The sequence below is a fragment of the Saccharomonospora saliphila YIM 90502 genome (assembly GCF_000383795.1).
GTDB lineage: Bacteria > Actinomycetota > Actinomycetes > Mycobacteriales > Pseudonocardiaceae > Saccharomonospora > Saccharomonospora saliphila.
Map to the genome: position 1 here is coordinate 263,230 of NZ_KB912640.1, position 22,360 is coordinate 285,589.

General features: G+C 70.5%; 20 protein-coding genes and 1 tRNA gene. 6 read left to right on the forward strand and 15 right to left on the reverse strand.

The window, feature by feature from the left end; all coding sequences use genetic code 11:
- On the forward strand, window positions 1–797 hold a 797-nt coding region (bla, locus tag SACSA_RS0106355; RefSeq protein ID WP_157596678.1), incomplete at its 5' end, for a class A beta-lactamase.
- A 77-nt stretch (window positions 798–874) separates the two neighbouring features.
- Here bla and SACSA_RS0106360 read toward each other — a convergent pair.
- On the reverse strand, window positions 875–1,798 hold the full coding sequence (locus SACSA_RS0106360) for a proline dehydrogenase family protein (protein ID WP_019814341.1): 924 nt from the start codon (window positions 1,796–1,798) through the stop codon (window positions 875–877).
- 12 nt (window positions 1,799–1,810) lie between these two features.
- A complete protein-coding gene (gene pruA, locus SACSA_RS0106365) occupies window positions 1,811–3,439 on the reverse strand; it encodes an L-glutamate gamma-semialdehyde dehydrogenase (protein ID WP_019814342.1) in 1,629 nt (542 codons plus the stop codon).
- A 119-nt stretch (window positions 3,440–3,558) separates the two neighbouring features.
- Here pruA and SACSA_RS0106370 point away from each other — a divergent pair, with 119 nt between their 5' ends.
- Window positions 3,559–5,211 (forward strand): PucR family transcriptional regulator, encoded by a 1,653-nt coding sequence (locus tag SACSA_RS0106370; protein ID WP_019814343.1) that lies wholly within the window; start codon window positions 3,559–3,561, stop codon window positions 5,209–5,211.
- Window positions 5,212–5,305: 94 nt separating this feature from the next.
- Here the strand turns inward: SACSA_RS0106370 and helR are convergent, their stop codons facing one another.
- From helR to SACSA_RS0106410, 8 genes are all read right to left on the reverse strand, one after another.
- Complete coding sequence (helR, locus tag SACSA_RS0106375; RefSeq protein WP_019814344.1) at window positions 5,306–7,528, reverse strand: RNA polymerase recycling motor ATPase HelR; 2,223 nt, start codon at window positions 7,526–7,528, stop codon at window positions 5,306–5,308.
- 492 nt (window positions 7,529–8,020) lie between these two features.
- Window positions 8,021–9,295: a benzoate/H(+) symporter BenE family transporter gene (locus SACSA_RS0106380; RefSeq protein WP_019814345.1), complete on the reverse strand. Its 1,275-nt coding sequence runs from the start codon at window positions 9,293–9,295 to the stop codon at window positions 8,021–8,023.
- A 207-nt stretch (window positions 9,296–9,502) separates the two neighbouring features.
- Complete coding sequence (locus SACSA_RS0106385) at window positions 9,503–10,024, reverse strand: flavin reductase family protein (RefSeq protein ID WP_019814346.1); 522 nt, start codon at window positions 10,022–10,024, stop codon at window positions 9,503–9,505.
- 1 nt (window position 10,025) lies between these two features.
- The gene (locus SACSA_RS0106390; RefSeq protein WP_019814347.1) at window positions 10,026–10,382 is read right to left on the reverse strand and encodes a cupin domain-containing protein; all 357 of its coding nucleotides are present in this window, start codon (window positions 10,380–10,382) and stop codon (window positions 10,026–10,028) included.
- Window positions 10,379–11,851, reverse strand: a complete 1,473-nt coding sequence (locus SACSA_RS0106395; protein WP_019814349.1) for a 4-hydroxyphenylacetate 3-hydroxylase family protein — start codon at window positions 11,849–11,851, stop codon at window positions 10,379–10,381. The genes SACSA_RS0106390 and SACSA_RS0106395 overlap by 4 nt, the downstream gene beginning before the upstream one ends.
- Window positions 11,851–12,528 (reverse strand): DUF2848 family protein, encoded by a 678-nt coding sequence (locus SACSA_RS0106400; protein ID WP_019814350.1) that lies wholly within the window; start codon window positions 12,526–12,528, stop codon window positions 11,851–11,853. Before SACSA_RS0106400 ends, SACSA_RS0106395 begins: the two co-directional genes overlap by 1 nt.
- Window positions 12,529–12,593: 65 nt before the next feature.
- The gene (locus SACSA_RS0106405) at window positions 12,594–13,403 is read right to left on the reverse strand and encodes a carbon-nitrogen family hydrolase (RefSeq protein ID WP_019814351.1); all 810 of its coding nucleotides are present in this window, start codon (window positions 13,401–13,403) and stop codon (window positions 12,594–12,596) included.
- A 110-nt stretch (window positions 13,404–13,513) separates the two neighbouring features.
- On the reverse strand, window positions 13,514–14,497 hold the full coding sequence (locus SACSA_RS0106410) for an AraC-like ligand-binding domain-containing protein (protein WP_019814353.1): 984 nt from the start codon (window positions 14,495–14,497) through the stop codon (window positions 13,514–13,516).
- A 350-nt stretch (window positions 14,498–14,847) separates the two neighbouring features.
- Here SACSA_RS0106410 and SACSA_RS0106415 point away from each other — a divergent pair, with 350 nt between their 5' ends.
- Window positions 14,848–16,014 (forward strand): GDSL-type esterase/lipase family protein, encoded by a 1,167-nt coding sequence (locus SACSA_RS0106415; protein ID WP_019814355.1) that lies wholly within the window; start codon window positions 14,848–14,850, stop codon window positions 16,012–16,014.
- Window positions 16,015–16,276: 262 nt separating this feature from the next.
- On the opposite strand, the gene SACSA_RS0106425 is transcribed toward SACSA_RS0106415, so the two are convergent.
- From SACSA_RS0106425 to SACSA_RS0106445, 5 genes are all read right to left on the reverse strand, one after another.
- Window positions 16,277–16,349 (reverse strand) — tRNA-Ala (locus SACSA_RS0106425).
- A gap of 59 nt (window positions 16,350–16,408) precedes the next feature.
- Window positions 16,409–17,449 carry a divisome protein SepX/GlpR gene (gene sepX / locus SACSA_RS0106430; RefSeq protein WP_028661610.1) on the reverse strand — a complete coding sequence of 347 codons (1,041 nt, stop codon included), beginning with the start codon at window positions 17,447–17,449 and terminating at the stop codon, window positions 16,409–16,411.
- Window positions 17,450–17,658: 209 nt separating this feature from the next.
- Window positions 17,659–18,339 carry a GNAT family N-acetyltransferase gene (locus tag SACSA_RS0106435; RefSeq protein ID WP_019814361.1) on the reverse strand — a complete coding sequence of 227 codons (681 nt, stop codon included), beginning with the start codon at window positions 18,337–18,339 and terminating at the stop codon, window positions 17,659–17,661.
- An 8-nt stretch (window positions 18,340–18,347) separates the two neighbouring features.
- Window positions 18,348–19,619 carry a molybdotransferase-like divisome protein Glp gene (gene glp, locus SACSA_RS0106440; RefSeq protein ID WP_019814363.1) on the reverse strand — a complete coding sequence of 424 codons (1,272 nt, stop codon included), beginning with the start codon at window positions 19,617–19,619 and terminating at the stop codon, window positions 18,348–18,350.
- A complete protein-coding gene (locus SACSA_RS0106445) occupies window positions 19,619–20,521 on the reverse strand; it encodes a UTP--glucose-1-phosphate uridylyltransferase (protein ID WP_019814365.1) in 903 nt (300 codons plus the stop codon). Before SACSA_RS0106445 ends, glp begins: the two co-directional genes overlap by 1 nt.
- A gap of 24 nt (window positions 20,522–20,545) precedes the next feature.
- Here SACSA_RS0106445 and SACSA_RS0106450 point away from each other — a divergent pair, with 24 nt between their 5' ends.
- The 3 genes from SACSA_RS0106450 to SACSA_RS21825 all read left to right on the forward strand — a co-directional run.
- A complete protein-coding gene (locus SACSA_RS0106450; protein WP_019814367.1) occupies window positions 20,546–21,169 on the forward strand; it encodes a 5-formyltetrahydrofolate cyclo-ligase in 624 nt (207 codons plus the stop codon).
- A gap of 92 nt (window positions 21,170–21,261) precedes the next feature.
- The gene (locus tag SACSA_RS24440; RefSeq protein ID WP_083940171.1) at window positions 21,262–21,669 is read left to right on the forward strand and encodes an FmdB family zinc ribbon protein; all 408 of its coding nucleotides are present in this window, start codon (window positions 21,262–21,264) and stop codon (window positions 21,667–21,669) included.
- Between the two features lie 180 nt (window positions 21,670–21,849).
- On the forward strand, window positions 21,850–22,360 hold a 511-nt coding region (locus SACSA_RS21825; RefSeq protein ID WP_019814374.1), incomplete at its 3' end, for an SAF domain-containing protein.

Here is a 22,360-nt window from a genome sequence, read left to right on the forward strand (position 1 = left end):
CACCCGTGCGGGCGCGGCTGCACGCGCTGGAACGCCGCCACGGCGCCCGGCTCGGCGTGTACGCGGCCAACGTCCGCACCGGCGCGACGGTCTCCCACCGTGCCGGCGAGCGGTTCGCGCTGTGCTCAACGTTCAAACCGCTGGCCGCGGCCGCCATCCTGCGCGACCGCGACCACCACGGCGAGTTCCTGGCGCGGACCATCCACTACACCGAGCACGACCTGGTCGAGTACTCGCCGGTCACCGAGGAGCACGTCGGCACCGGGATGCGCGTCGACGCGCTGTGTGCCGCCGCGATCCGGTACAGCGACAACACGGCGGGCAACCTGCTGCTGCGCCAGATCGGTGGACCCGCCGGGCTCACCGCGTTCTGCCGCTCGCTCGGCGACCCCGTCACGCGGCTCGATCGGTGGGAAACCGACCTCAACTCCGCGCTGCCCGGCGACCCGCGCGACACCACGACACCCGCCGCGATCGGCCGTGACTACGCACGCCTCGTCCTCGGGGACGCCCTCGGCCGCGAGGACAACGCGCTGCTGACCGAGTGGCTGCTGGGCAACACCACCAGCGGTGACCGGTTCCGCGCCGGACTCCCCGACGGATGGCGCATCGGCGACAAGACCGGCTCGGGAGACTACGGGACCGCCAACGACGTCGGCCTCGCATGGACCACCCTCGGCACGCCGCTCGTCCTGGCCGTGCTCTCGACCAAGCACGCCCCGGAGGCGGACTGGGACGACGAGCTGATCGCCGAGACCGCCCGCCTGCTCGCCCACGACCTCGCGCCCGGGGAATGAGCCGCCCGGGGGCAGGTGCGCGTCGCGGGCCGCCCGGCCACGCCCGGGAGGTGACCGCTGATCCTGCCCGCCCGCGGTCACCGCGCCAGAGCGCGCAGGAAGAAGGCGACGTTGGCGGGCCGTTCGGCCAGGCGGCGCAGGTAGTACCCGTACCAGGCTTCGCCGTACGGGACGTAGACGCGCATCGTCCGCCCGGCCGCGGCGAGCGCGCGCTGCTGGTCGGCGCGGATGCCGTAGAGCATCTGGTACTCGTGATCAGCGGAGGTCCGGCCCGCCTCGCGCGCCACGTGGTCCGCGATCGCGATCATCGTCGGATCGTGCGTGGCCACCATGGGATAGCCACGACCGGACATCAACAGTTTCAGGCACCGCACATAGGCACGGTCCACATCGGACTTCGATTGATGTGCCACCGATGCCGGTTCGGCGTAGGCGCCCTTGCACAGCCGCACGCGTGAGCCCGCCTCCGCCAGCTCGGCGCAGTCGGTCACGGTGCGGTAGAGGTAGGCCTGCAACACGGCGCCGACCCACGGGAAGTCGGCCCGCAGTGCGGAGACGATGCCGAGCGTGGAGTCGACGGTGGTGTGGTCCTCCATGTCCAAGGTCACCGTGGCACCGACCGCGGCGGCGGCCGAGCAGATCGACCTGGCGTTGTCCAGGGCGATCCGCTCGCCGTCATGTGGGAGAGACTGCCCCACCGCGGAGAGTTTCACCGACACGTCGGCCGTCGCCGCCAGCTCCGCCTCACCGAGCTCCCGCAGCAGCGTGCGGTAGGCCAGCGTGGTCCGCCGGGCCTGTGCGGCGTCGGTGGTGTCCTCGCCGAGATGGTCGAGGGTGATCCGCCGGCCGTCCGCGGCCAGCTCGGCGGCGGTGCGCGTGGCGTCCTCGACGTCGGGCCCCGCGACGAACCGCTGAACCATCACCTGGGCCACCGGCGACGACTCGGTCATCGAGCGGACCCGGGGCGAGCGTGCCGCGGCCAGCAGCGTCGAACGCAACATGGCGGCCCTCCTTCAGCCCTGGTGCGGGTAGGCGACGGTGGTCGGCGGCACGAAGTTCTCCTTGATCGAGCGGGGGCTGGTCCAGCGGGCCAGGTTGAACAGCGAACCGGCCTTGTCGTTGGTGCCGGAGGCGCGGGCACCGCCGAACGGTTGCTGACCGACGATGGCGCCGGTCGGCTTGTCGTTGATGTAGAAGTTGCCCGCGGTGAACCGCAGCGCCTCACTCGCCTGGGCGATAGCGGCCCGGTCCTCGGCGATGACAGCCCCGGTGAGCCCGTAGGACCCGGACGAATCGACGAGGTCGAGCATCGCGGGGAAGTCGGCGTCGTCGTAGACGTGCACGGCGAGGATCGGTCCGAAGTACTCGGTGGTGAACACCTCGTGCCTCGGGTTGTCGCTGACGAGCACGGTCGGGCGTACGAAGTAGCCGACCGAGTCGTCGCAGGTGCCCCCGGCCGCCACGGTCAGTTCGGGATCGGTCGCGGCCCGGCTCAGCACGTCCGCGTGCTTGTCGAAGGCACGCCGGTCGATCACCGCGCCCGCGAAGTTGCGCAGGTCGGTGACATCGCCGACCGTCAGGGCCTCCGTCTCGTCGATCAGGTCGGCACGCAGCCGCGCCCACACCGACCTCGGGACGTAGGCCCGCGAGACCGCCGAGCACTTCTGGCCCTGGTACTCGAACGCGCCCCGCACCAGCGCGGTACGCAGCACGTCGAGGTCGGCGGACGGGTGGGCGAGCACGAAGTCCTTACCGCCGGTTTCACCGACGATGCGCGGGTAGCCGCGGTAGTTCGCGATGTTCGCCCCGACCTGCGACCACAGGTACTGGAAGGTCGCCGTCGAGCCCGTGAAGTGGACACCGGCCAGGTCCGGCTGGGTCAACGCGACCTCGGAGACCGCGATACCGTCGCCGGTCACCAGGTTGATCACCCCCGGCGGCATCCCCGCCGCTTCCAGCAGCCGCATCGTCATCCACGCGGCGAAGGTCTGCGTCGGCGCGGGTTTCCACAGCACGACATTGCCCATCAGCGCGGGCGCGGTGGGCAGGTTCGCGGCGATGGCCGTGAAGTTGAACGGGGTGACCGCGTAGACGAACCCTTCGAGGGGACGCTGCTCCATCCGGTTCCACACGCCGGCCGGGCTGATCGGCTGTTCGGACAGCAGGCGGCGGGCATAGGCCACGTTGAACCGCCAGAAGTCGGCGAGTTCGCAGACGGCTTCGATCTCGGCCTGCGCCACGCTCTTCGACTGGCCCAGCATGGTGGCGGCGTTGATCGTGTGCCGCCACGGGCCGGTGAGAAGGTCCGCCGCCCGCAGCAGAATCGCTGCCCGGTCGTCGAAACTCATCGCCCGCCAGGCGGGCGCGGCCGCGCGTGCGGAGTCGATGGCCGCCGCGGCGTCCGCGTGCGTGGCGTTGCCCAGCCTGCCGAGCACCGCCCGGTGGTTGTGCGGCTGCACCACATCGATCGTCTCGCCGCCACCGAGCCGCTGCGCGCCTCCGATGGTGCAGGTCAGCTCCCTCGGCTCGGCGGAGCCGAGCTCGGCGAGCGCCGAGGTGATCCCGGCGCGCTCGGGGCTTCCGGGAGCGTACGCGAGCACCGGCTCGTTGACCGGGGTCGGCGGGCTGGTCACGGCGTCCATAGCGGCTCCTACGACGGTCGATGCTTCGGTGCGCACCGACGGTAGGAGGCGCGGGAGGCCGGGTCGTTGTCGAATGGGATAACGTCGTACGGGCACACTTGTCCTGTACGACAAATCCGGTGGGTATCGTGGACGACACCGCCTCAGCGCCCGCGCTTCGCGAGTTGCTCGACACGCTCGGCGAGGAACTGGTCGAGGTGGCGGCGGCTCCACGCGGACTCGGCGTGGCCGTCACCGACGTCGTCATCCTGGACCCGGAGGACCCCCTCGACGGCTCGGAGCTGAAGCCCGGGCACCTCGTGCTCGTCATCGGGGCCAGGGGCGCGGCCACGGTGCCCGTCATCCGCGCGGCGGCCGCGGCCTCCGCCTCAGCGGTGGCGGTCAAGCCGGGTGGTGATGGTCCGATGTTCACCGAACTCGCGGATGAGGCGGGCGTGGCCGTGCTCGGGGTGCGCGGCGAGGCACGCTGGGAAAGGTTCGAAGCCCTGGCCCGCACCGTCGTGGAAGCCGCACGCGCTCACGGCGCGGCCGAGACCGGTGAGCAACTGGGCGATCTGTTCTCGCTGGCTCAGACGACGGCGGCCCTGACCGGCGGCATCGTCACGATCGAGGACACGGCCAGCCGGGTGCTGGCGTACTCCTCGACCGGCGACGAGGTGGACGAGCTGCGCAGGCTGTCGATCCTCGGCAGGCAGGGGCCGCGACGGTACCTGGCGATGCTGCGGGACTGGGGCGTCTACCGCAGGCTGCTCGCGGGTGAGGGCATCGTCCGGGTCGACGAGCGCCCCGATCTCGGAATCCGGCGCAGGATCGCGGCGGGCATCCACGCCGGGACACAACCGCTGGGCGCGATCTGGGTGCAGCAGGCCGCGTCGGACTTCACCACGCGGGCGGAGCGAGCGCTGCTCGGCGCGGCCCGCACGGCCGCGCTGCACCTCGTGCGCAGGCGCACGCAAGCCACGGCCGACGGGCGGCTGCGGGAGAACCTGCTCGCGGGGCTGCTCGACGGGCGGCTGAGTGCCGAGGCGGTGGCGACCGAGATCGCCGCCGACGCGGCCCGCCCCTGCGTCGTGGTGGCCTTCCTCCTGGCCGAGCCCGCCGACACGCCGGCGGCAGGACGATCGGAGCTCGAACTGCACCGTGCCGAGCTGGTCAGGCTGATCTCCGTCCATGTCGCGGCCTACCGGCGCAGTGCCCTGGTCAGCACCGGGGGCGGGCGCGTCTACGCGCTGCTTCCCGAGACCTCGCCCGGCGCGGAGGGTGCCGTGCTCACCCTGGCGCGGGACGTCGTCGCCGCGGCCGCGCGGCACCGGGATGTGCGGGTCCGGGCCGCCGTCGGGGGTGTCGTGGACCGGCTCGCCGAGGCCACGGCCTCACGCGCGGACGCGGACCGGGTCCTGGACGCCATGACGAGCCGAGGCGGTACGGGCGCGCTCGGCGATGTGGCGTCGCTGGCCGACATGCGGTCGACCGTGCTGTTCACCGAGTTGCTGGCGTTGCTGGCGCAGCACCCGAGGACGCGCGACCCGCGGCTGTGGGCGTTGCGCCGCTACGACCGGGAACACACGGACACGCTCGTGCCGTCGCTGCTCGCCTATCTGGACGCGTTCGGCGACGCCGGGAACGCGGCACGTCGGCTGCACATTCATCCGAACACGTTGCGGTACCGCCTGCGCCGCGCCGCCGAGGTCTCCGGGATCGACCTGAACGATCCCCACCAGCGCGTGCTCGCCCAGCTCCAGCTACGTCTTCCCGACGACGCGCCGTACTGAGCCGGACGACGCTGCCGTCGATCACCGGGGACGGGTACTCCCGCGCCTCTCAACCGCCTGGATCGCGAGAGCGGTGCGCACCGGACGGGAATGGCTACGCCCGCCGTGGGCGCCCCGCCGGAGCGGGGCTCCCGGTTTCGGCGAGCCCGGCCAGGGCTCGCGGCAACGGGCCCTGGTGCAGGACACCGAGGCGCTGGGTGGCGCGGGTGAGAGCGACGTAGAGCTCGGCCGCGCCGCGTGGGCCGTCGGCGAGAATCCTCGCCGGTTCCACGACCAGGACGGCATCGAATTCGAGGCCCTTCGTGTCGGAGGGGAGCACCGCGCCCGGCACACCCGGTGGGCCGATCACGACGTGCGTGCCCGCACGTGCGTCCTCGTCCTGGACGAACTCCTCGATGGCAGCGGGAAGATCCTCCTCGGTGACCCGCCGGGACCAGGGCTGGACGCCGCACGCGCGGACCGACTCCGGTGGCCGTGACCCGGGTGCGAATTCGGCGAGCAGCGCGGCGGCCACGGACATGATCTCCGCGGGGGTGCGGTAGTTCACCGACAGTGAGCGGTAGCGCCAACGGCCGGGCACGTACGGCTCCAGCATTCGCTTCCACGAGGTCGCTCCGGCCACCGACCGGCGTTGGGCGAGGTCGCCCACCACCGTGAAGGACCGGCCCGGGCAGCGCCGCATCAGCACCCGCCAGTCCATTTCGGACAGCTCTTGCGCCTCGTCGACCACGACGTGCCGGTAGGTCCAGTCCCGGTCCGCGGCGGCGCGTTCGGCGAGGTCGCGGGTGTCCCGCTCGACGAACCGGTCGGCAAGGTCCTCGGCGTAGAGCAGGTCCGTGGCGAACAGATGATCGTCGTCGTCCATCGAGTCCTGGCGGCCGACGAGTGTGTCCAGCACGTCGGCGGCGTAGGAGGCCTCGGCGCCGCGTTCTCGCTCGGCGGCCCGCTGGGCGGACTTCTCGGCCGCCTTGTCGGTGCCCAGCAGCTCGATCAGTTCGTCGAGCAAGGCCACGTCCGACACCGTCCAGGCGTCCCCCTCGGCACGCCACAACGCCCGGTCGGCGCCCGCCGCGCGCAGCCGTTCGGGTGAGGACAGCAAGGAAGCCAACAGTTCCTCCGGCGCCAGGACCGGCCAGAGCTCGTCGAGCGCGGCGGTGAACGCCTCGTGGTCGGCCAGTTCGGTGAGCAGCTCGCTCCGCAGGTCTTCCCAGGCCGCGCGGTCGTGCCGGCTCAGCCAGCCTCGGCCGATCCGGGCTATCGCCCGTTCGGTGAGCACATACGTGACGATCTCGGTGAACACCGCGCGCGCCTCGTTGTGCGGCAGCCCGCTCGCGCGTGCCTCCTCGATCGCCCACTCCGTGGTCTCGGCGTCGATCCGCACCGTGACGCCACCCAGTTCGATCGGCAACGGCCGCTCCGGCAGCCGCTGCCGGTCGGCGACCGCCGCCGCGAGCACGTCGAGGATCGCCGGCGAACCCTTGAGCCGCGCGGCCTCCGGCGTGTCGTCGGCGGTGGCCCGCAGGCCGGGCACCAGGTCGCCGGGGGTCATGAACACCACGTCCGACTCGCCCAGTGACGGCAGGACGCGGGCGATGTGGTTCAGAAAGCCCGGGTTGGGCCCGACCACGAGCACGCCATGGCGTTCCATGCGCTCCCGTTGGGTGTAGAGCAGGTACGCGACGCGGTGCAGCGCCACCACGGTCTTCCCGGTGCCCGGCCCGCCCTCGACCACGAGCACTCCGGGGTGATCGAGCCGGATGATCTCGTCCTGCTCGGCCTGGATCGTGGCCACGATGTCGCGCATCCCGTCACCACGCGGGGCGTTGACCGCCGCGAGCAGGGCGGCGTCTCCCCGGGCCCCCGGCTCCGCACCGTCGGGACGGCCGAGCACCTCGTCGGTGAAGTCGATGACCTGACGCCCGCGTGTGTGGAACTGGCGTCGCCGACGCATGCCCTCCGGGTTCGCGGCGGTGGCGACGTAGAACGCGCGCGACGCGGGCGCCCGCCAATCGAGCAACACCGGTTCGTAGTCGTTGTCCTCGTCGACGAGACCGATCCGGCCGATGTACCGATGTTCACCCGAACGCGTGACCAAGCGACCGAAGCACAGCCCGTCGTCGGCCACGTCCAGCCGCTTCGCCTCGTGGGCCAGCGCGCGCACCTCGACATCCCGTTCCATGGGCGTCTCGCCGTTTCCCCGCAACGCGGCCTGGTACGCACCCTTCACTCGCGCACGCTCGGCGTCGAGCCGCGTGTAGAGCCCGGCCACATAGCCGCGCTCGGACCGCAATTCGTCGTCGTACCCTTGAGTCGACACATTCCCTCACAATGAAAAGGCGTTGGTCTCGGCGACTCCTCCATGAATTCGTGAAGGATACGCCGATTCGTTCATTCTTCACCTTCCGGCGAGCAACCGCAGAACGTGACGACGCGGGTGCACGGCCACCGATTCTGCGGCAGGAACCAGGGCTTGCCGCAAGCCCCCTGGTGCGCTATAAATTGAAGGTGGGAAGAGAACGCTTTTCCCGTCGTGCGGATGCGGCCCGATCTCAGTCCTAGCGCAGACGTACGGCCCCGCGCCCCACACCTCGCCGCCGGCCGCGGGGATCGGGAACAGCCTTTTCCTCGACGGTGGCGGAGCCGTCCGCTACCTGTCACCCACCAGCGTGCGTGTCTTACTCGTGGGCGTTACCGCGGCTGACTGATCTAGGCGATCGGCGGCGCCGCCATGCTGACCGCCGAAGCGGCCGTGCGCGAGAGCGGTCTGGACTCGTCCTGTACGACCTCGCGACGAGCCACTGGCGACCGCTCAGGTGTGTGCCCTGGTCCTGAAGTCGTCGAACTCGAGCAGGAGGGAGACGCCGAGGCCGGCGAGGAGTGCCCAGAACGGGCTGGAGATACCGAAGATGGTCACGTCACCCATGGCGACGACGAGGGCGACCAGCGCCCCGAGCTTGTACCGGCCCTCGGAGAAGGCGCCCCGGAAGGCGATGATGAGGACGCCGAACATCGCCAGTCCCGCGACGGTGGAGACGAGTTCGCCCGGGAGCGCGCTGACCAGGCCCACGGCGATGCTCGCGAAGATCCCGAACGTGACGAAGATGATGCCGTTCACGACGGCCGCGGCATAGCGGCGGTTGTGGTGGGAACCGGCTTGGTCGGAGCCGCAGATGGCGGTCATCGGGCCGGCGATGCTGGCGTTGTGCCCCCCGAACCCGGAGACGAGGAGGCTGGCGGCTCCGCTGACCACGGTGATGTTGTTGACCGGGGGACGGTACTTCTCGGCGATGAGGACACCCATGGACTGGATGTTCTCCGCCTGGATCACCAGTGCGAGTGGGATTCCCACGCCCAACATGGTCAGCGGGTCGAAGTCCACGCCGATCCACGTCGGCAGGGCGAAGTCGGTGCCGACCTGGGCCGACTCGAACGAGTCGGTGAGAACGGCCGCGACGATGCCGAAGGCCAGCGCGCCGATCACTCCAGGGACGGCCTTGACGAAGCGGCTCAGCAGGAGGAAACCGACCACGGCGGCGCCGACCAGGAACGGTCGGGTCTCGGCGGCGCCGACGATGTTGAGAGCGTACTTGAACAGGACACCGCCGATCATGGCCATCAAGATCGGCATGGGTAGCCAACGCACCAGGGTGCGAACGAAGCCGGACAGTCCGAGGAGTAACACCAGGACGCTGGCGGTGAAGTAGGCGCCGACCATTTCCGCGAGGGAGTGGTCGGCCAGGCTGGAGACGACCAACGCCGCGGCGGGAATGCTCCACGCGCCGACGATGGGCTGCTTGTAGTACAGCGCCATGATCAACGAGATGAACCCGCCGACCAGGTAGACCGTGCTGACCCAGGACACGGTTTGTGCGGTGGTGAGTCCGGCGTCGGTGGCACCGTTGACGACGATCAGTGCGGGGCCGGTGCAGCCGAAAACCGCGGCGACGACGCCGGCGCCGATCGTCGAGATGTCGAGGGAACGTGCGAGGCCCCGCAGCCCGGCGCGGTAGCCCGGGCCGGGCTCGATGAGCCGATCGGGCTCGTCGGAGCCGCCGATCTCGTGGTCTTCGATGCTCTGGGACATACGTGATCCATTCGTCAGGCTGCATCCCGTGGTGCAGGTCGGCTGATTCGGAGTGCACCGACGCTTTCCGTCCCAGTGGCATCGGTGCGGCGGGATCGGCGAAGGACGCCGAGAGGATCGGAACCCGAGTGACTTGGTGCCACGAGCAGACGCGCCCGAGGTGGCCCGGGGCCCCGAGCCGGGATATCCGGCCCGGGGCGAGGGCGATCAAAAGAACCAGTGCTCGGGTTCGGCACCGTGGGGCGTGATGTCGCTGAAGCGACCTTGATAGAACCCGAGCGGGTCTCCGTCCCGGGTGCACACGTCGGTGACCTTGCCGAAGACCACCGTGTGGTCGCCGGCCTCGACGGTCCGATCGACTTCGCAATCGAGGTGTGCCAAGGCATTCGGCACCACCGGAACATCGTGGTCGCCGTACTCCAGGCCGAGGCCGCCGAAATGGTCCTCGCCGCGTCGCGCGAACCGCATGGCGATCGGTTGCTGCCGTCGCGAAAGGAGGTTGACGACGAAGCGTCCCGATGCGGTGACCGCCATGGCACTGCGCGCGCCGTGGTTGAAGCACACCAGCAGCAGCGGCGGATCCAGCGACACCGAGGTCAGCGAGTTCAGGGTCATGCCGTGTGGGACGCCGTCGGACTCGGTGGTGATGACCGCGACACCGGTGGCGAAACGCCCCATGGTCTGACGCATCGTGGCGGGGTCGACCAGGTGCGGAGTCATGGTGCTCATCTCACTGCTCCGCCGGCGCCGGATACCGGACCTCGTAGGTGGTCACGCCCTCCTCGGAACGCCACGGTCCGTGCGGCATGCCCGGCGGACGGCATGCGAACTGCCCTGCGTGGAAGGTCTGGCCCAGCGTCAGGTCGGTGAAGGACCCTTCGATGATGTAGACCTCCTCCCAGAACTCGTGTTTCTGCACCCCCATCGAAGTCGAGTCGGCACCCGGCTCGTAGCGCAGGATCCGCGTGGCGACGCCGGTCGCCGGGTCGGTGGCGAGGACGCGTTCCTTGATCAGGGGGTCGTCGCCGGGGCACAGGGTGTACTCGATGTCGGTGATGTCGGTGAACTCGATCGCGGGCTTGCTCATCGTGCTGCCTCCGTACCGGTGCTGCTGTAGCTCGCGAGGAAGTCGTCGACCTCGGCGAGCGGCTGGTCGTAGCCGTAGTTGCGATAGGCGTAGCCCTTCACGACGAAAGGTGCGCCTGCGTAGAAGAGTTCGTACTGCTGGTGCCGGCCGGCGAACTCCGAACCGATGGCGTCCCAGACCAGCTTGAACAGCTTGATCCGCTCCTCGGCGGGAGTGCCGGGGCTGCTGACGTAGCGGTCCATGTGGGCTCGGGTCGCCTCGTTGCGCAGCTCTTCCACACTCGCGGGCAGCTGCAGGACGCCACCACCGGCGAGGTCCCGCAGGATCCCGATCACCCGAGGGTGAATCTCGGACTGCAGCCCCATGGCCCCGTACAGAGCGCGGGCTCCGGGACGGCACAGCCCTTGGTCATCGTTGTCGGCGGTGTGTTCTGCGGCGAGCACACCCGATTCGACGACGGACACCAGGCTGGCCAGCTCGCCCAGCTTTTCCACGACGCCGGGGAATTTGTCGACGCCGTTGACCTCGGCGACCTTGCGGGCCAGTCCGGCCATGAAACGCAGCTTGGTGGCGAATCGGATCTGGGCCTGCCAGTTTCCGAGAACATGGGCTCCGGTGCCGAAGAACTGCTTGCGGAGACCGGGCACGTCCTTGTAGACGAAGACGCTTTCCCAGGGGATGAAGACCTCGTCGAACACCAGGAGTGCGTCGGTTTCGTCATAGCGCGACGAAAGCGGGTAGTCGTACTCGCTGCTGGCCCCGGGGGCGTAGGGACGACGGCAGTACAGCGTCAGCCCGTCGGCGTTGACCGGAACGGTGAAGCTGACCGCGAACTCCTCGTCCTCGGCCTGCAGGGGCTTGATGCAGGAAACCAGGATCTCGTCGGCCACGGCACCCCCGGTGGCGAGCATCTGCGCGCCCTGAACGACGATCCCGTCGGGCCGTTCTTCCTTCACGCCGACCTGGACGAAGTCGCCTTCCCAGGCATGCGCCGTGGTGGCACGGGAGACCTGCGGGGGGATGATCGCGTAGGAGACGTAGAGGTCGTTCTCGACCACGCGGCGGTGGAAGGCCCGGACGTTCTCCGCCAGATTCTTGCCAGGGCCCCGGTTGTCGGCGAATGCCTCCGGGTGGCTGGAAAACGCGGCCAGGAACGCACCGACGTGGTCGGGAGAACGTCCCACGAACCCGTGGGTCTCGGTGGCCCAGACCTGAGCCGCCTCCCGGTAGGCCGCCAACTCCTCGGCATCGCGCGGAGGGAGGAAGAGGCGATTGACGGCCCGTCCGGTGGCCGGGTCGTGGGTCTGCATGTTGTTGGCAGGGTCGGCCGCCAGATCGAAGAGGCGCCCGATCGTGTGGGCGATCGGTGCGAAGGCCGGGTGTTCGACGACGTTCTTGACCGGCTCACCGTCGACGACGACGCGACGGCCGTCCTCGAACGAAGCCAGGTAGTCGGCACTGGTACGCATCAGTTCTTCCTCACAGAAGCGGTGTAGGAGCATTCGACGGCGGGCTGTCCGGGAACATGGAGGCGCATCCGCCATTCCCGGCCGAACCGGAACCCGCCGTCGAGGAGCGGCATCGTCCCTCCGAACAGGACGAGCGAGACGCCGCCGGCGCCGAAGGCATCCCATTCGGCGAGGACGTCGGTGATGGGGAGCAGCTGGGCGAGCGTGCCGTCCTGGTAGAGCTCGTCACCCAGCCAGCAGGTGGCCGTGATCTCGTCCCAGGGAAGCGACGCGGGTTGTGTACCCAGGTCGATGACGGTGCCGGCCACCGGCTTCGGGCAGGCGCCCTTGGAAGCCTTGATGTCGTGGCGCTCCAGCGCCCGGTCGGTGTGGTCGCTGCCCACCGTCAAGTAGTAGCGTCCGTCACTGCGGATGAGGACGGGCTCGACTTCACCCGAGGTCTGCTCCCCGGCGACCTCGATGTCCTCGTCCACGGTCAGCAGGTCGGTGTCCAACTCGTAGAAGGCCGGGATGCTGTCCGGCTCGGGGACACCGATGGCTGCGAGTTCATCGATGTGGTGCCGGACCGCGTCCTGGTCTCGTCCGGTGTAGCCGGCGACGACGAGACGGCTGGGTGTCACGTCGACCGGCTCGCCCTCGACCGTTCGTAGCGGGAGCGCGGTAGCGGTGCGGGCCATGACTCTCCTTGACTGTTGGGGATACGTTCCGGAGGGAAAGGAATGGGGAATCCGCCGGTGCGGCGCTACGAACTGGGCACCGGGGCGGGCACCGGCCAGCGCCGGTCGGCGAGTGCGGAGAACTCCGCGCGCATCTTCCGCGGGAGGGCGGAGTCGACGTCGGCGTAGGTGAAGCCCTCTTCCGTGCCTGCTTCCACCAGAACCTCGCCGGTCGGCGCGACCACTCGGCTGTGCCCACCGAGCGCGACGTCGTGCTGCTGGCCGACGGCGTTGCAGGCGATCAGGGTGGCCTGCTGTTCGACGGCGCGGACCGAGGTGAACAACCGCCAATGCTCCAGCCTGGCCGCCGGCCAGGCCGCGCATACGATCAACTGCTCGGCACCTTCGTCGACGAGGCCGCGGAACAGCTCGGGGAATCGCAGGTCGTAACACGTGGTGATGCCCACGGTGGAGCCGGCGACGTGACCGACACCGAGCTGATCGCCGGGGGCGAGCAGCTCCGATTCCCGCGATCCGTAGCCGAACAGGTGCACCTTGCGATAGGCCGTGACAACGGCCCCGTCGGGGCCGACGACAACCGAGGTGTTGTGGAGCCGCCCATCGGCAGCGGCCTCCACGAAACTTCCGAGATGGACGAACAGGTCGAAGGCACGCGCCCACGTGCGTGCGGTCGCCAGCGTGGGGCCTTCGAACGGCTCGGCGCGGGACGCGTACTGCTCAAAGGAGAAGTATCCGGCGGTCCACATCTCCGGGAGGACGAGCAAGTCGGTGTCGTGGAGATCGTGCTCGGCGTCGATCATGCCGGTCACGCGGGCGATCCGGTCCTCGACGGTTTCCTCGCCCGGGCTGGCGAGTTGAAGGAGGGCGATCTGCATGGCCCCACCATCGCGTGATGCGAGGCACACCGATATCGGATGGACGCGGAGCCATGCTCGGGATCACGCAGGGAGCCGCGCGAGGCCCGGAACGGGATGGAGACCGCGGGTCAGCGTCGTGTCGCCAGCAGTGCCGAAGGCGTGGTGCCGTAGCGGCGACGAAAGGCGGTGCCGAACTCGCCGAGGTGGAAGAAGCCGCAGCGGTAGGCGACGTCGGTCACCGACAGCCCGGGCGCTCCCGCGTCCAGCAGCGCACGTGCGCGTTCCAGACGCTGCTCTCGGAGCCATTGCAGCGGTGACGAACCGACCTCGCGTCGGAAGGTTTGTTGCAGGGTTCGGACGCTCGTGCCGCATGCCTCGGCGACGGCCGTGACGGTCAGTGGTTCGCTCAGCCGGTCCAGCATGAACTCCATCGCCTGGCGTACGCGTGGCGAGTTCGGCCTGCTCCGGCCGGCTCCGGTCATGGGTGCCCGGTTGTTCGGCTGCGTAACGAGCAGTGTCTCGAGTATCAACTGCTCGAACTGCCACACCAGTTGCGGCCGATGGTCGGTGATCTCGGAGCCTGCCAGGCTCACGGCCGATTCCAGCAGGCCGTCGAGAGTGGCCACGCCCGGTGCGAGGGCGAGGTCGAAGTCGACGGGGCCGACTTCGCCGGTCAACGCCGCCGCGGCCGATTCGACTCGCTCGCGGTCGAACCGGATGACGAGTTGGTCCCAGGTCGGGCCGAAGTCGAAGGCGAACTCCCGATGCGGGCCGATGATGACACCGCGGTCGGGCGAAGCGGTGGCGGTGTCGTTGCCGTAGCGGAAGGTGCCGTGGCCTGACAGGGGAAGCGTGAGCAGATAGTCGTCGAGTGCACCGTCACCGGAACTGACGGTGACCTCGGTGCCGTAGCGAAGCCGATTGACCGATGTGTCCCGCAGCCGGACATGCACCAACCTGGTGGCGAGGCGCGAGTCTCCGTTCTTCACGGTGAGAGAGTGGGGACGCAGCGTGCCGGTGCAGGCGTCGACGGTCTGTCCGGCATCGCCGGTGTCGTTCAGGATGGCACGGCCGCGATGCTCCGCGAGTCGCGCCAACGCCGGGGTACTCATCTCATCACCCCATGACAGGTGAGCCGTCTGAGTTCGGGTGCTTCCTCAATCGGGAAGTTCATCCTGTGCGATGTCGTGCGCTGCGTCAACGGTCGAAGTGGCCCCGAGGGCGGGCATCGGACCGTGCGGTGTTCGAGATCCGCGACCCTCTCGGACCCTGCTCGGTCGGCACGTCTCGGACGTCGCCGGTCGCTGGGCGATCGCGGACAGCGTACGCGGATTCGCGGAACGTGAGCGTCGGTCGTGTCGAGTGTGGACGCCAACCGCCGGTCGAGCCGGGCCTGGTCATCAACGAGCGTCGCGGCGATATCCGCATGCGCGGTGGACCTCGCGCGTGACAGAGTGCGGACATGACGTCCGGCCCGGTCAGCATCACCATCACCGACGCGCTCGTCCTCGGCGCCCTCGAACTCGAACGCACTGAACGCGGCGTGCTGCCGCACCGGCTGCCCGCGTGGGCGCGTGCGCAGTGCTTCGACGGCCAGGGCGAGGGTGCCCAGTTGGCCCAGGCGGAGGTCCAGCCCGCGGGGGTGCGCCTGGCGCTGCGGACCTCCGCCACCTCGATCGAACTCGACGTTCTCCGCACCCGCAAGGTGTACCGCGGGGTGCCGCCCCGGCCCGACGGGGTCTACGACCTGCTCGTCGACGGCAAGCTCACCGCGCAGGCCACCGCGCCCGGCGGTGACGTCATCCATGTCGACATGGCGACCGGGGATTCGCAGGTCGAACGGGGCGCCGTCGGCACCCTCGCGTTCACCGGCCTGCCCGCGGGCGCGAAGGACGTCGAGCTGTGGCTGCCCCACAACGAACAGGCCGAGCTCGTCGACCTGCGCGCCGACTCGCCCGTCGAGCCGGTGCCCCGCGCCGGTCGCCGCGTGTGGCTGCACCACGGCAGCTCGATCAGCCAGGGATCGAACGCCGCGAGCGCCTCCACCACGTGGGCCGCGCTCGCTGCCGCGTCCGGCGACGTCGACCTGATCAACCTCGGCTACAGCGGCGCCATGATGCTCGACCCGTTCGCCGCCCGCGTCATCCGCGACACCCCTGCCGACGTGATCAGCCTGGAGATCGGCGTCAATCTCGTCAACGCCGACGCCATGCGCACGCGCGCGTTCACCCCGGCCGTCCACGGTTTCCTCGACACGATCCGCGACGGTCACCCGGCGACGCCGCTGGCGGTGGTCTCGCCGCTGTACTGCCCCATCCACGAGGACACCCCGGGCCCCGGCACGGTCAACACTGATGCGCTCCGCGAAGGCCGGATCCGGTTCGCCGCCACGGGAGATCCGGCCGAGGCAACGGCAGGGCGGCTGACGTTGACGGTCATTCGCGACGCGCTGCGACGGATCGTCGAACAACGAGCGGCCCACGACCCGAATCTGTTCTATGTGGAGGGTCTCGACCTGTACGGTCCCGGCGACCACGACGAACTGCCGCTTCCCGACGCACTCCACCCCGACGGCGAGGCACACCGCCGCATCGGACAGCGGTTCGCGAAGCACCTCGCCACGGCGTGAGCGGACCCGGCTGCCCACCGCCGGCCTCTACATCGACGATGAGGAGATCACCCACGCGATCTCCATGAACCCTTCCGGCAGCTCCATGCCCTCAGCGTGCGAGCCGCCGGACAAGACCACGACAAGAGCGCACCGGCCACCTCACGGCCCCGAAACAGCAAGAAGGCCACCCGCGAAACGGGTGGCCCATCCTCACTGTTCGACGTTCAGATCTTGCTTCAAGACCTCAACGCGGGCAGGGGTTCCAATAACACCCCGAACGTGGAGCTGAGGGGAATCGAACCCCTGACCTTCTCGATGCGAACGAGACGCGCTACCAACTGCGCTACAGCCCCGTGTTTCGGTTGCTCGGTGAGCATAGCAAGTCCCGCCGCGCCCACCGAGCAGGGGGGTCCTACTCCCCCGACGCGCGGGGGTAGGTGTACCCCGGCTCGTCGAGCTCGTGGAACGCCGGGTCCTCGTCCTCCAGGTCCACGACGACGGCCTGCCTGCGCACACGCGAGGTCGGCATCGGCTTGCGTTCGGAGCCCACGACACCACGCCGGTCGGTCTTGAGGACCTCGATCTCGGCCAGCGGGTCCGGGCGCTTGGGCGCCCGCCGGTCGGCCGCCCGCAGGCGCGCGAGCCTGCGCTCCCGGATCTCCTGCTCGATACGCACCTGCCTGCGCAGGTACACCAGGTACCCCACCAACGTCAGGTCGATCACCCCGTGCGCGGGCCAGAGCACCGGAGACACCACACCAGCGGTCACACCGCTCGCCACGGCCGCGAGCAGCAGCGCGATCACGACCCGCTGCCGGAACGCGTACTTGGCCTTCGCCGCCAGCGCGGCGGCTTCCGGGTCGAATCCGCCCCGACCGGGCCGGTACCGGCGCCCGCCGGTCGATCCGCTCACCGCGCCTCCCTCAGGCGCGTCACCGGCCTCGCCTGCGACCTCGTCCTCGTCCCACGGCGCATCCTCCGGCTCGGCATCGTCCCGCACGGCCCGCTCCGCGTGACGACGGGCGCTCCGGCCGACGCCGCTCGGCCGTTCGACGAACACCGTGCGTTCCCACGCGGCGTCGTCGCGCCCCGGCGCCTCCCGGCCGCCACGCCCGGAACGGTCGTCGCCCAGAGTGTTCCAGTCATCACCATGCGTGTCATAGTCGCGCACGTCGTCGGCGTACTCGACACCGCCCCGGACATCGCGGGCGTCGATCTCGTCGTCCGGCAGGTCGTCGTCGGCGTCGCCGACCTCGCCCGCGTCCACGCGCTGACCTTCTCCACCGACGGACCTCGCGGGCCCTCCGCCTCGTGTGCTCCCGCGCCGCACGACCCGCGCGGCCAGTGCCGCGTCGTTGGTCCGCGTGACCACCTGCCGCTTGCGAGCGACCATGGGAACGAGGACGGCAAGCCATGCCGCTGCGAGCCCGACAATGATCAACGAGCTGGGCATCTCCCGTCACCTCCCCCGACCGAGTACTGCTCGTCGTCGCGCAGCGACGCGATCCGACTGCCCGGCCCGCACCCCGACGGTGTTCGGCCGCCCACGCTCGTGCTGCACCCCGACTATCGCCACGCTAGTCACAGGAGTAACAGAAAACGCGGAGACTCGCCGGGCGATTTCACCACTCGACCGGGGTCACCTCCGCGGACCAGGCGGCGTTACCGCTGGTCAGGAACCCTCGCCTTCCCGGATGCCACGAGACGCGTGACGAGTCCGTCACCCGTCTCCTCCGCGGTGACGGCGTAGCAGAGGTGGTCGCGCCAGTCACCCTCCACGTCGAGGTAACGCAGGAACAGCCCCTCCCGCCGATACCCGACCTTGGTGAGCACCCGCACACTCGGGGCGTTCTCCGGCCGCACGGTGGCTTCGATCCGGTGCAGCCCGGCGGCACCGAAGGCGTGGTCGGTCACCAGCGCCACCGCCGCCGTCGCCACTCCCGACCCGGCCAGTGTGGAGGACACCCAGTAGCCCACCCACGCCGAGCGCAGAGACGCGCGGATGACGTTGCCGAGTGTGATCTGCCCGGCGAAGGCGCCGTCCACCGTGAGCGCGAACGGAAGGCACTGGCCGCGCCGGGCGAGCCTGCGCAACGCCGACCACTGCGCGGGCCAGGCCCACACGGCGTTGCGCTCCTCCCACGGCTGGTCCTGCGTCGGCTCCCAGCGGCGCAGGTACTCGCGGTCACGCAGCCGGACCCGGCTCCACTCCGCACCGTCGCGCAGCCGCACCGGCCGGACCCGCACCACCCCGGCGGGGACCTCGAGCGGACCGAGCCGCGCGGGCCACCCGGGGTGGCGGGGTTCGGAGGTGTAGGGCGTGCCGTGACCCGTCGACGACATCGCGACCGCTACGAGCGCTGGGCGAGGAACGCGACCTTGACCTGCTCGCCCGCGGGCACCTCCGTCAGCGGCTCGGCCACGGTGATCAGGCAGTTCGCCTCGGCCAGCGACGCGAGCAGGTGCGAACCGCCCGTGCCGAGCGGCTGCACGAGGTACTCCCCGTTGCTCTCGTCGCGCAGGAGCTGCCCGCGCAGGAAGCCGCGCCGACCCTGGGTCGAGGTGATCGGTGAGAGCAGCCGGGCCTCGACCACTCTGCGGTGCGGGTTGCGCGTGCCGCGCGCCGCCCGGATCAGCGGGCGCACCATGACCTCGAAGACGACCAGCGCGCTCATCGGGTTGGCCGGGATGAGGAACGTGGGCACCGAGTCCGGTCCGAGTTTGCCGAACGCCTGTGACGACCCGGGGTGCATCGCCACCCGCGTGGTGTCCAGCTCGCCGAGGTCGGCGAGCGCGGCCTGGACCTCGTCGCCGATGGAGCCACCCGCGCCGCCCGCGACGACGACGACCTCGGACATGAGCAGCCTGCCCTCGACCGTCTCACGCAGTCGCCGGGGGTCGAGCGGGACGATGCCGACGCGGCTCACCTCGGCACCGGCGTCCCGTGCGGCCGCGGCCAGCGCGTACGAGTTGACGTCGTAGACCTGACCGACGGCGGGGCTGCGGTCGATGTCCACGAGCTCGTCGCCCACCGAGATGATCGACACGCGCGGCCGGGGATGCACCAGCACCTTCGAACGACCCACGGCGGCGAGCAGGCCCACCTGGGCCGACCCGATGGTGTCACCCTGGCGCACGGCGATGTCGCCGATCTGCACGTCCTCGCCCGTGCGGCGCACGTACCCGTGCGAGGGCACCGCCTGGTGCACCTCCACCTTGGCCGTGCCCCCGTCGGTGTGGGCGGTGGGCACGACCGCGTCGGCCAGCGTCGGCAGCGGTGCCCCCGTGGCCACCCGCACGGCCTGTCCCGGCTGGAGTCTGCGCGGTTGGCGCGATCCCGCGGGGATCTCGCCCACGACCGGCATGCGCACGGGTTCCTCACCCGCGGTGCGCACGTCGACGCTGCGCACCGCGTAGCCGTCGACGGCGGCCTGGTCGAAGCCCGGCAGTGCCTGCTCGGCCTCCACCTCCTCGGCACACAGCAGTCCCTGTGCCTCGGAGATCGCCACCCGCACCGGGCGCGGGCGTACGGCCGCGTTCAGCAGCAGGGAGAGCTGGTCGTCCACCGACCGCAGGCGCGCTGCCTCCGGTGCGGGCTCGGTGGTCGGCTCCGTGTAGGCCATCAGTCCCCGCTACCGATCCGCTCGGTCAACCAGTCCCGCAGCGAAGGACCGTACTCCGGGTCGTCGAGGGCGAAGTCCACCGCCGCGCGCAGGAACCCGCCGGGGTTGCCCAGGTCGTGCCTGCCGCCCCGGTGCACCACCACGTGCACGGGGTGCCCCTCGGAGATCAGCAGGGCCACGGCGTCGGTGAGCTGCAACTCCCCGCCCGAGCCCGGCCCGATCCGGCCGAGCGCGTCGAACACGGCACGGTCGAGCAGATAGCGCCCCGCGGCGGCGTAGGTGGAGGGCGCGTCGGCAGGCGCGGGCTTCTCCACCATGCCGTGCACCCGCTTGACGTCGGCGTCGTCGGTGTCGGAGACGTCGAACACGCCGTAGGGCGAGATGCGCTCCTTCGGGATGTCGAACGCGCAGAGGACGCTGCCGCCGTAGCGGGCGCGCGCCTCGGCCATCTTGCTCAGCACCCCGGTGGGCAGGACCAGGTCGTCGGGAAGCAGCACCGCCACCGCGGCATCGTCGTCGGTCAGGTTCGGCTCGGCCTGGGCGACGGCGTGTCCGAGACCGAGCGCCTGCTCCTGGATGGCCACCTCGACGTCGAGCAGGCCCGGAGCACGGCGGATCTTGTCGAGCAGTGCCGTCTTGCCCTTGCGCTCCAGCGCGTCCTCCAGTTCGGGGCTGGGGCCGAAGTAGTCGGCCACCGACTCCTTGCCGGGCGAGGTGACGATCACCATACGGCTCGCGCCCGCCCGCGCGGCCTCGTCGGCGACGAGTTCGATGCCCGGCGTGTCGACGACCGGCAGGAGCTCCTTGGGCACGGCCTTGGTGGTCGGCAGGAATCTCGTGCCCAACCCGGCGGCAGGCACGATGGCGGTCCGGAATGTGGTCTCACTCGTGGCGCCCGTCATGGGCGCAAAGCCTAGCCTGGTGCCGTGACCGACACCGACAACGACAGCCCGTCGACGGACGGCAAGGCGCAGTGGCGCAAGCGAATCATGGCCGAACGGAGGGCGTTGACGCCGCAACAGCAGGTCAGCGAGGCCGAGCGACTGACCGAGGCGGCGCTGGCCCTGCCCGCCAACGTGGTCTGTTGCTACGTACCGTACGGATCGGAACCTGGATCGGCGGCACTACTCGACCGATTGCGTGAACGGGGAAGTCGCGTACTACTGCCGGTGATACCGGCCGAACGCGGGCCGCTGGACTGGGCCGAGTACACCGGCGTGTCGTCGCTCGGCTCGGGCGAGTTCCCTCCGGTGCGGGAGCCCCAGGGCCCCCGGCTCGGGCCGGAGGAGATCGCCGAGGCGGCGGTGGTGCTGGTGCCCGCGCTCGCGGTCGACCGGCGCGGGGTCCGGTTGGGCAAGGGCGCGGGCTACTACGACCGTTCGCTCCCGCTCGCCACCCCGAAAGCCAGCCTGATCGCCGTCGTCCGCGACTCCGAGTTCGTCGACGAACTGCCCGCCGAGCCGCACGACGTGCGGGTCGGGGCGGTGCTGACCCCGGAACGGGGCCTGCGTTCGCTCGACCGCGACACGGAGACCGACCGCACGGTGTGAGGCGGACCTCGATTGCGCTCCGGGAATGCCATCCCGCAGAATTGCGTTAGCACTCTCGCCCAGGGAGTGCCAAAAAGCATGAAGGAGTCCCCGTGCCGACCTACCAGTACGCGTGCAAGGAGTGCGACCACCAGTTCGAGGTGGTCCAGTCGTTCTCCGACTCCAGCCTGACCGACTGCCCGGAGTGCCAGGGCACACTGCGCAAGCTCTTCGGCTCGGTCGGCGTGATCTTCAAGGGCAGCGGCTTCTACCGCAACGACTCCCGGTCCGAGTCCAAGGCGTCGTCCGGCTCGGCGAACGGCTCTTCCTCCGACGCGAGCGGCTCGGGCGCGACGGACTCCGGTTCCGGGTCCGGCTCTTCGGAATCGTCGGGGTCGTCGGCGTCCGGCTCGTCGTCCTCGGGCGGGTCCGGCTCGTCCTCGGCGTCGAGCGGGTCCGGTGGGGGTTCCAGCACCTCCGGTTCCTCCAGCTCGACCACCGCGTCGGCCGCCGCCTCCTGACCCCACCGGGCTGCCGGCGGCGCCGACGGCGCCGTCCGCGCCCTGGTTGTCCACACCCTCCCCGCCGGGCAGCGGTTGTCCACAGCCCGTGCCGAGACGGGTGTCGCCGGCAGTTCCCGCTCCCTAACGTCGAGCGCGGCGGGCCCGCCGTGGGCCCGCCGGGCGACGACGGGGGAGGACATGAGCGAGCGGACACGCCGCCCCAGGCGGAGACCACGGTTCCGGCCGCGGACCCATCCGGTCACACTGGCACGCCGGGCGCTGGCCGTCGTGCTGTTCGTCACAGCGGGACTGTCGCTCACGACGTCGGACGACGAGCGAGACGCCCACGCGCCGGTGCTGGTCACGGCACGGGACCTGCCATCGGGCACCACACTGAGCGCCGAGGACGTCCGGACCGCGGCGCTCCCGGCGCACGTACGCCCGGACGGAGCACTGAGCCGCGTGGAACAGGTGGAAGGCCGACGCCTCGCCGGGACCGCCCGATCGGGTGAACCTCTCACCGACGCGCGCCTGATCGACGCGCGGAACACACCAGCGGGCACCGTGGCGGTGCCGGTTCGGCTGGCCGACGACGGAGTGGCCGGATTGCTCCGGGCGGGCACGCCGGTGGAGCTGGTCGCTCCCGCCGGGACGGCCGGTGGCGCGGACGCCCACGGCGCCGAGGTGCTCAGCACGGCGGCCACGGTGC

Excerpts from the sequence above, each read along its gene's own strand:
- SACSA_RS0106390 (WP_019814347.1), bottom strand. The coding sequence starts at position 10,382 with ATGAGCAAGCCCGCGATCGAGTTCACCGACATCACCGACATCGAGTAC.
- SACSA_RS0106385 (WP_019814346.1), bottom strand. The coding sequence starts at position 10,024 with ATGAGCACCATGACTCCGCACCTGGTCGACCCCGCCACGATGCGTCAG.
- pruA (WP_019814342.1), bottom strand. The coding sequence starts at position 3,439 with ATGGACGCCGTGACCAGCCCGCCGACCCCGGTCAACGAGCCGGTGCTC.
- SACSA_RS0106445 (WP_019814365.1), bottom strand. The coding sequence starts at position 20,521 with ATGACGGGCGCCACGAGTGAGACCACATTCCGGACCGCCATCGTGCCT.
- glp (WP_019814363.1), bottom strand. The coding sequence starts at position 19,619 with ATGGCCTACACGGAGCCGACCACCGAGCCCGCACCGGAGGCAGCGCGC.
- SACSA_RS0106405 (WP_019814351.1), bottom strand. The coding sequence starts at position 13,403 with ATGCAGATCGCCCTCCTTCAACTCGCCAGCCCGGGCGAGGAAACCGTC.
- sepX (WP_028661610.1), bottom strand. The coding sequence starts at position 17,449 with ATGCCCAGCTCGTTGATCATTGTCGGGCTCGCAGCGGCATGGCTTGCC.
- SACSA_RS0106360 (WP_019814341.1), bottom strand. The coding sequence starts at position 1,798 with ATGTTGCGTTCGACGCTGCTGGCCGCGGCACGCTCGCCCCGGGTCCGC.
- SACSA_RS0106400 (WP_019814350.1), bottom strand. The coding sequence starts at position 12,528 with ATGGCCCGCACCGCTACCGCGCTCCCGCTACGAACGGTCGAGGGCGAG.
- SACSA_RS0106380 (WP_019814345.1), bottom strand. The coding sequence starts at position 9,295 with ATGTCCCAGAGCATCGAAGACCACGAGATCGGCGGCTCCGACGAGCCC.
- SACSA_RS0106395 (WP_019814349.1), bottom strand. The coding sequence starts at position 11,851 with ATGCGTACCAGTGCCGACTACCTGGCTTCGTTCGAGGACGGCCGTCGC.
- SACSA_RS0106435 (WP_019814361.1), bottom strand. The coding sequence starts at position 18,339 with ATGTCGTCGACGGGTCACGGCACGCCCTACACCTCCGAACCCCGCCAC.
- SACSA_RS0106410 (WP_019814353.1), bottom strand. The coding sequence starts at position 14,497 with ATGAGTACCCCGGCGTTGGCGCGACTCGCGGAGCATCGCGGCCGTGCC.
- SACSA_RS0106415 (WP_019814355.1), top strand. The coding sequence starts at position 14,848 with ATGACGTCCGGCCCGGTCAGCATCACCATCACCGACGCGCTCGTCCTC.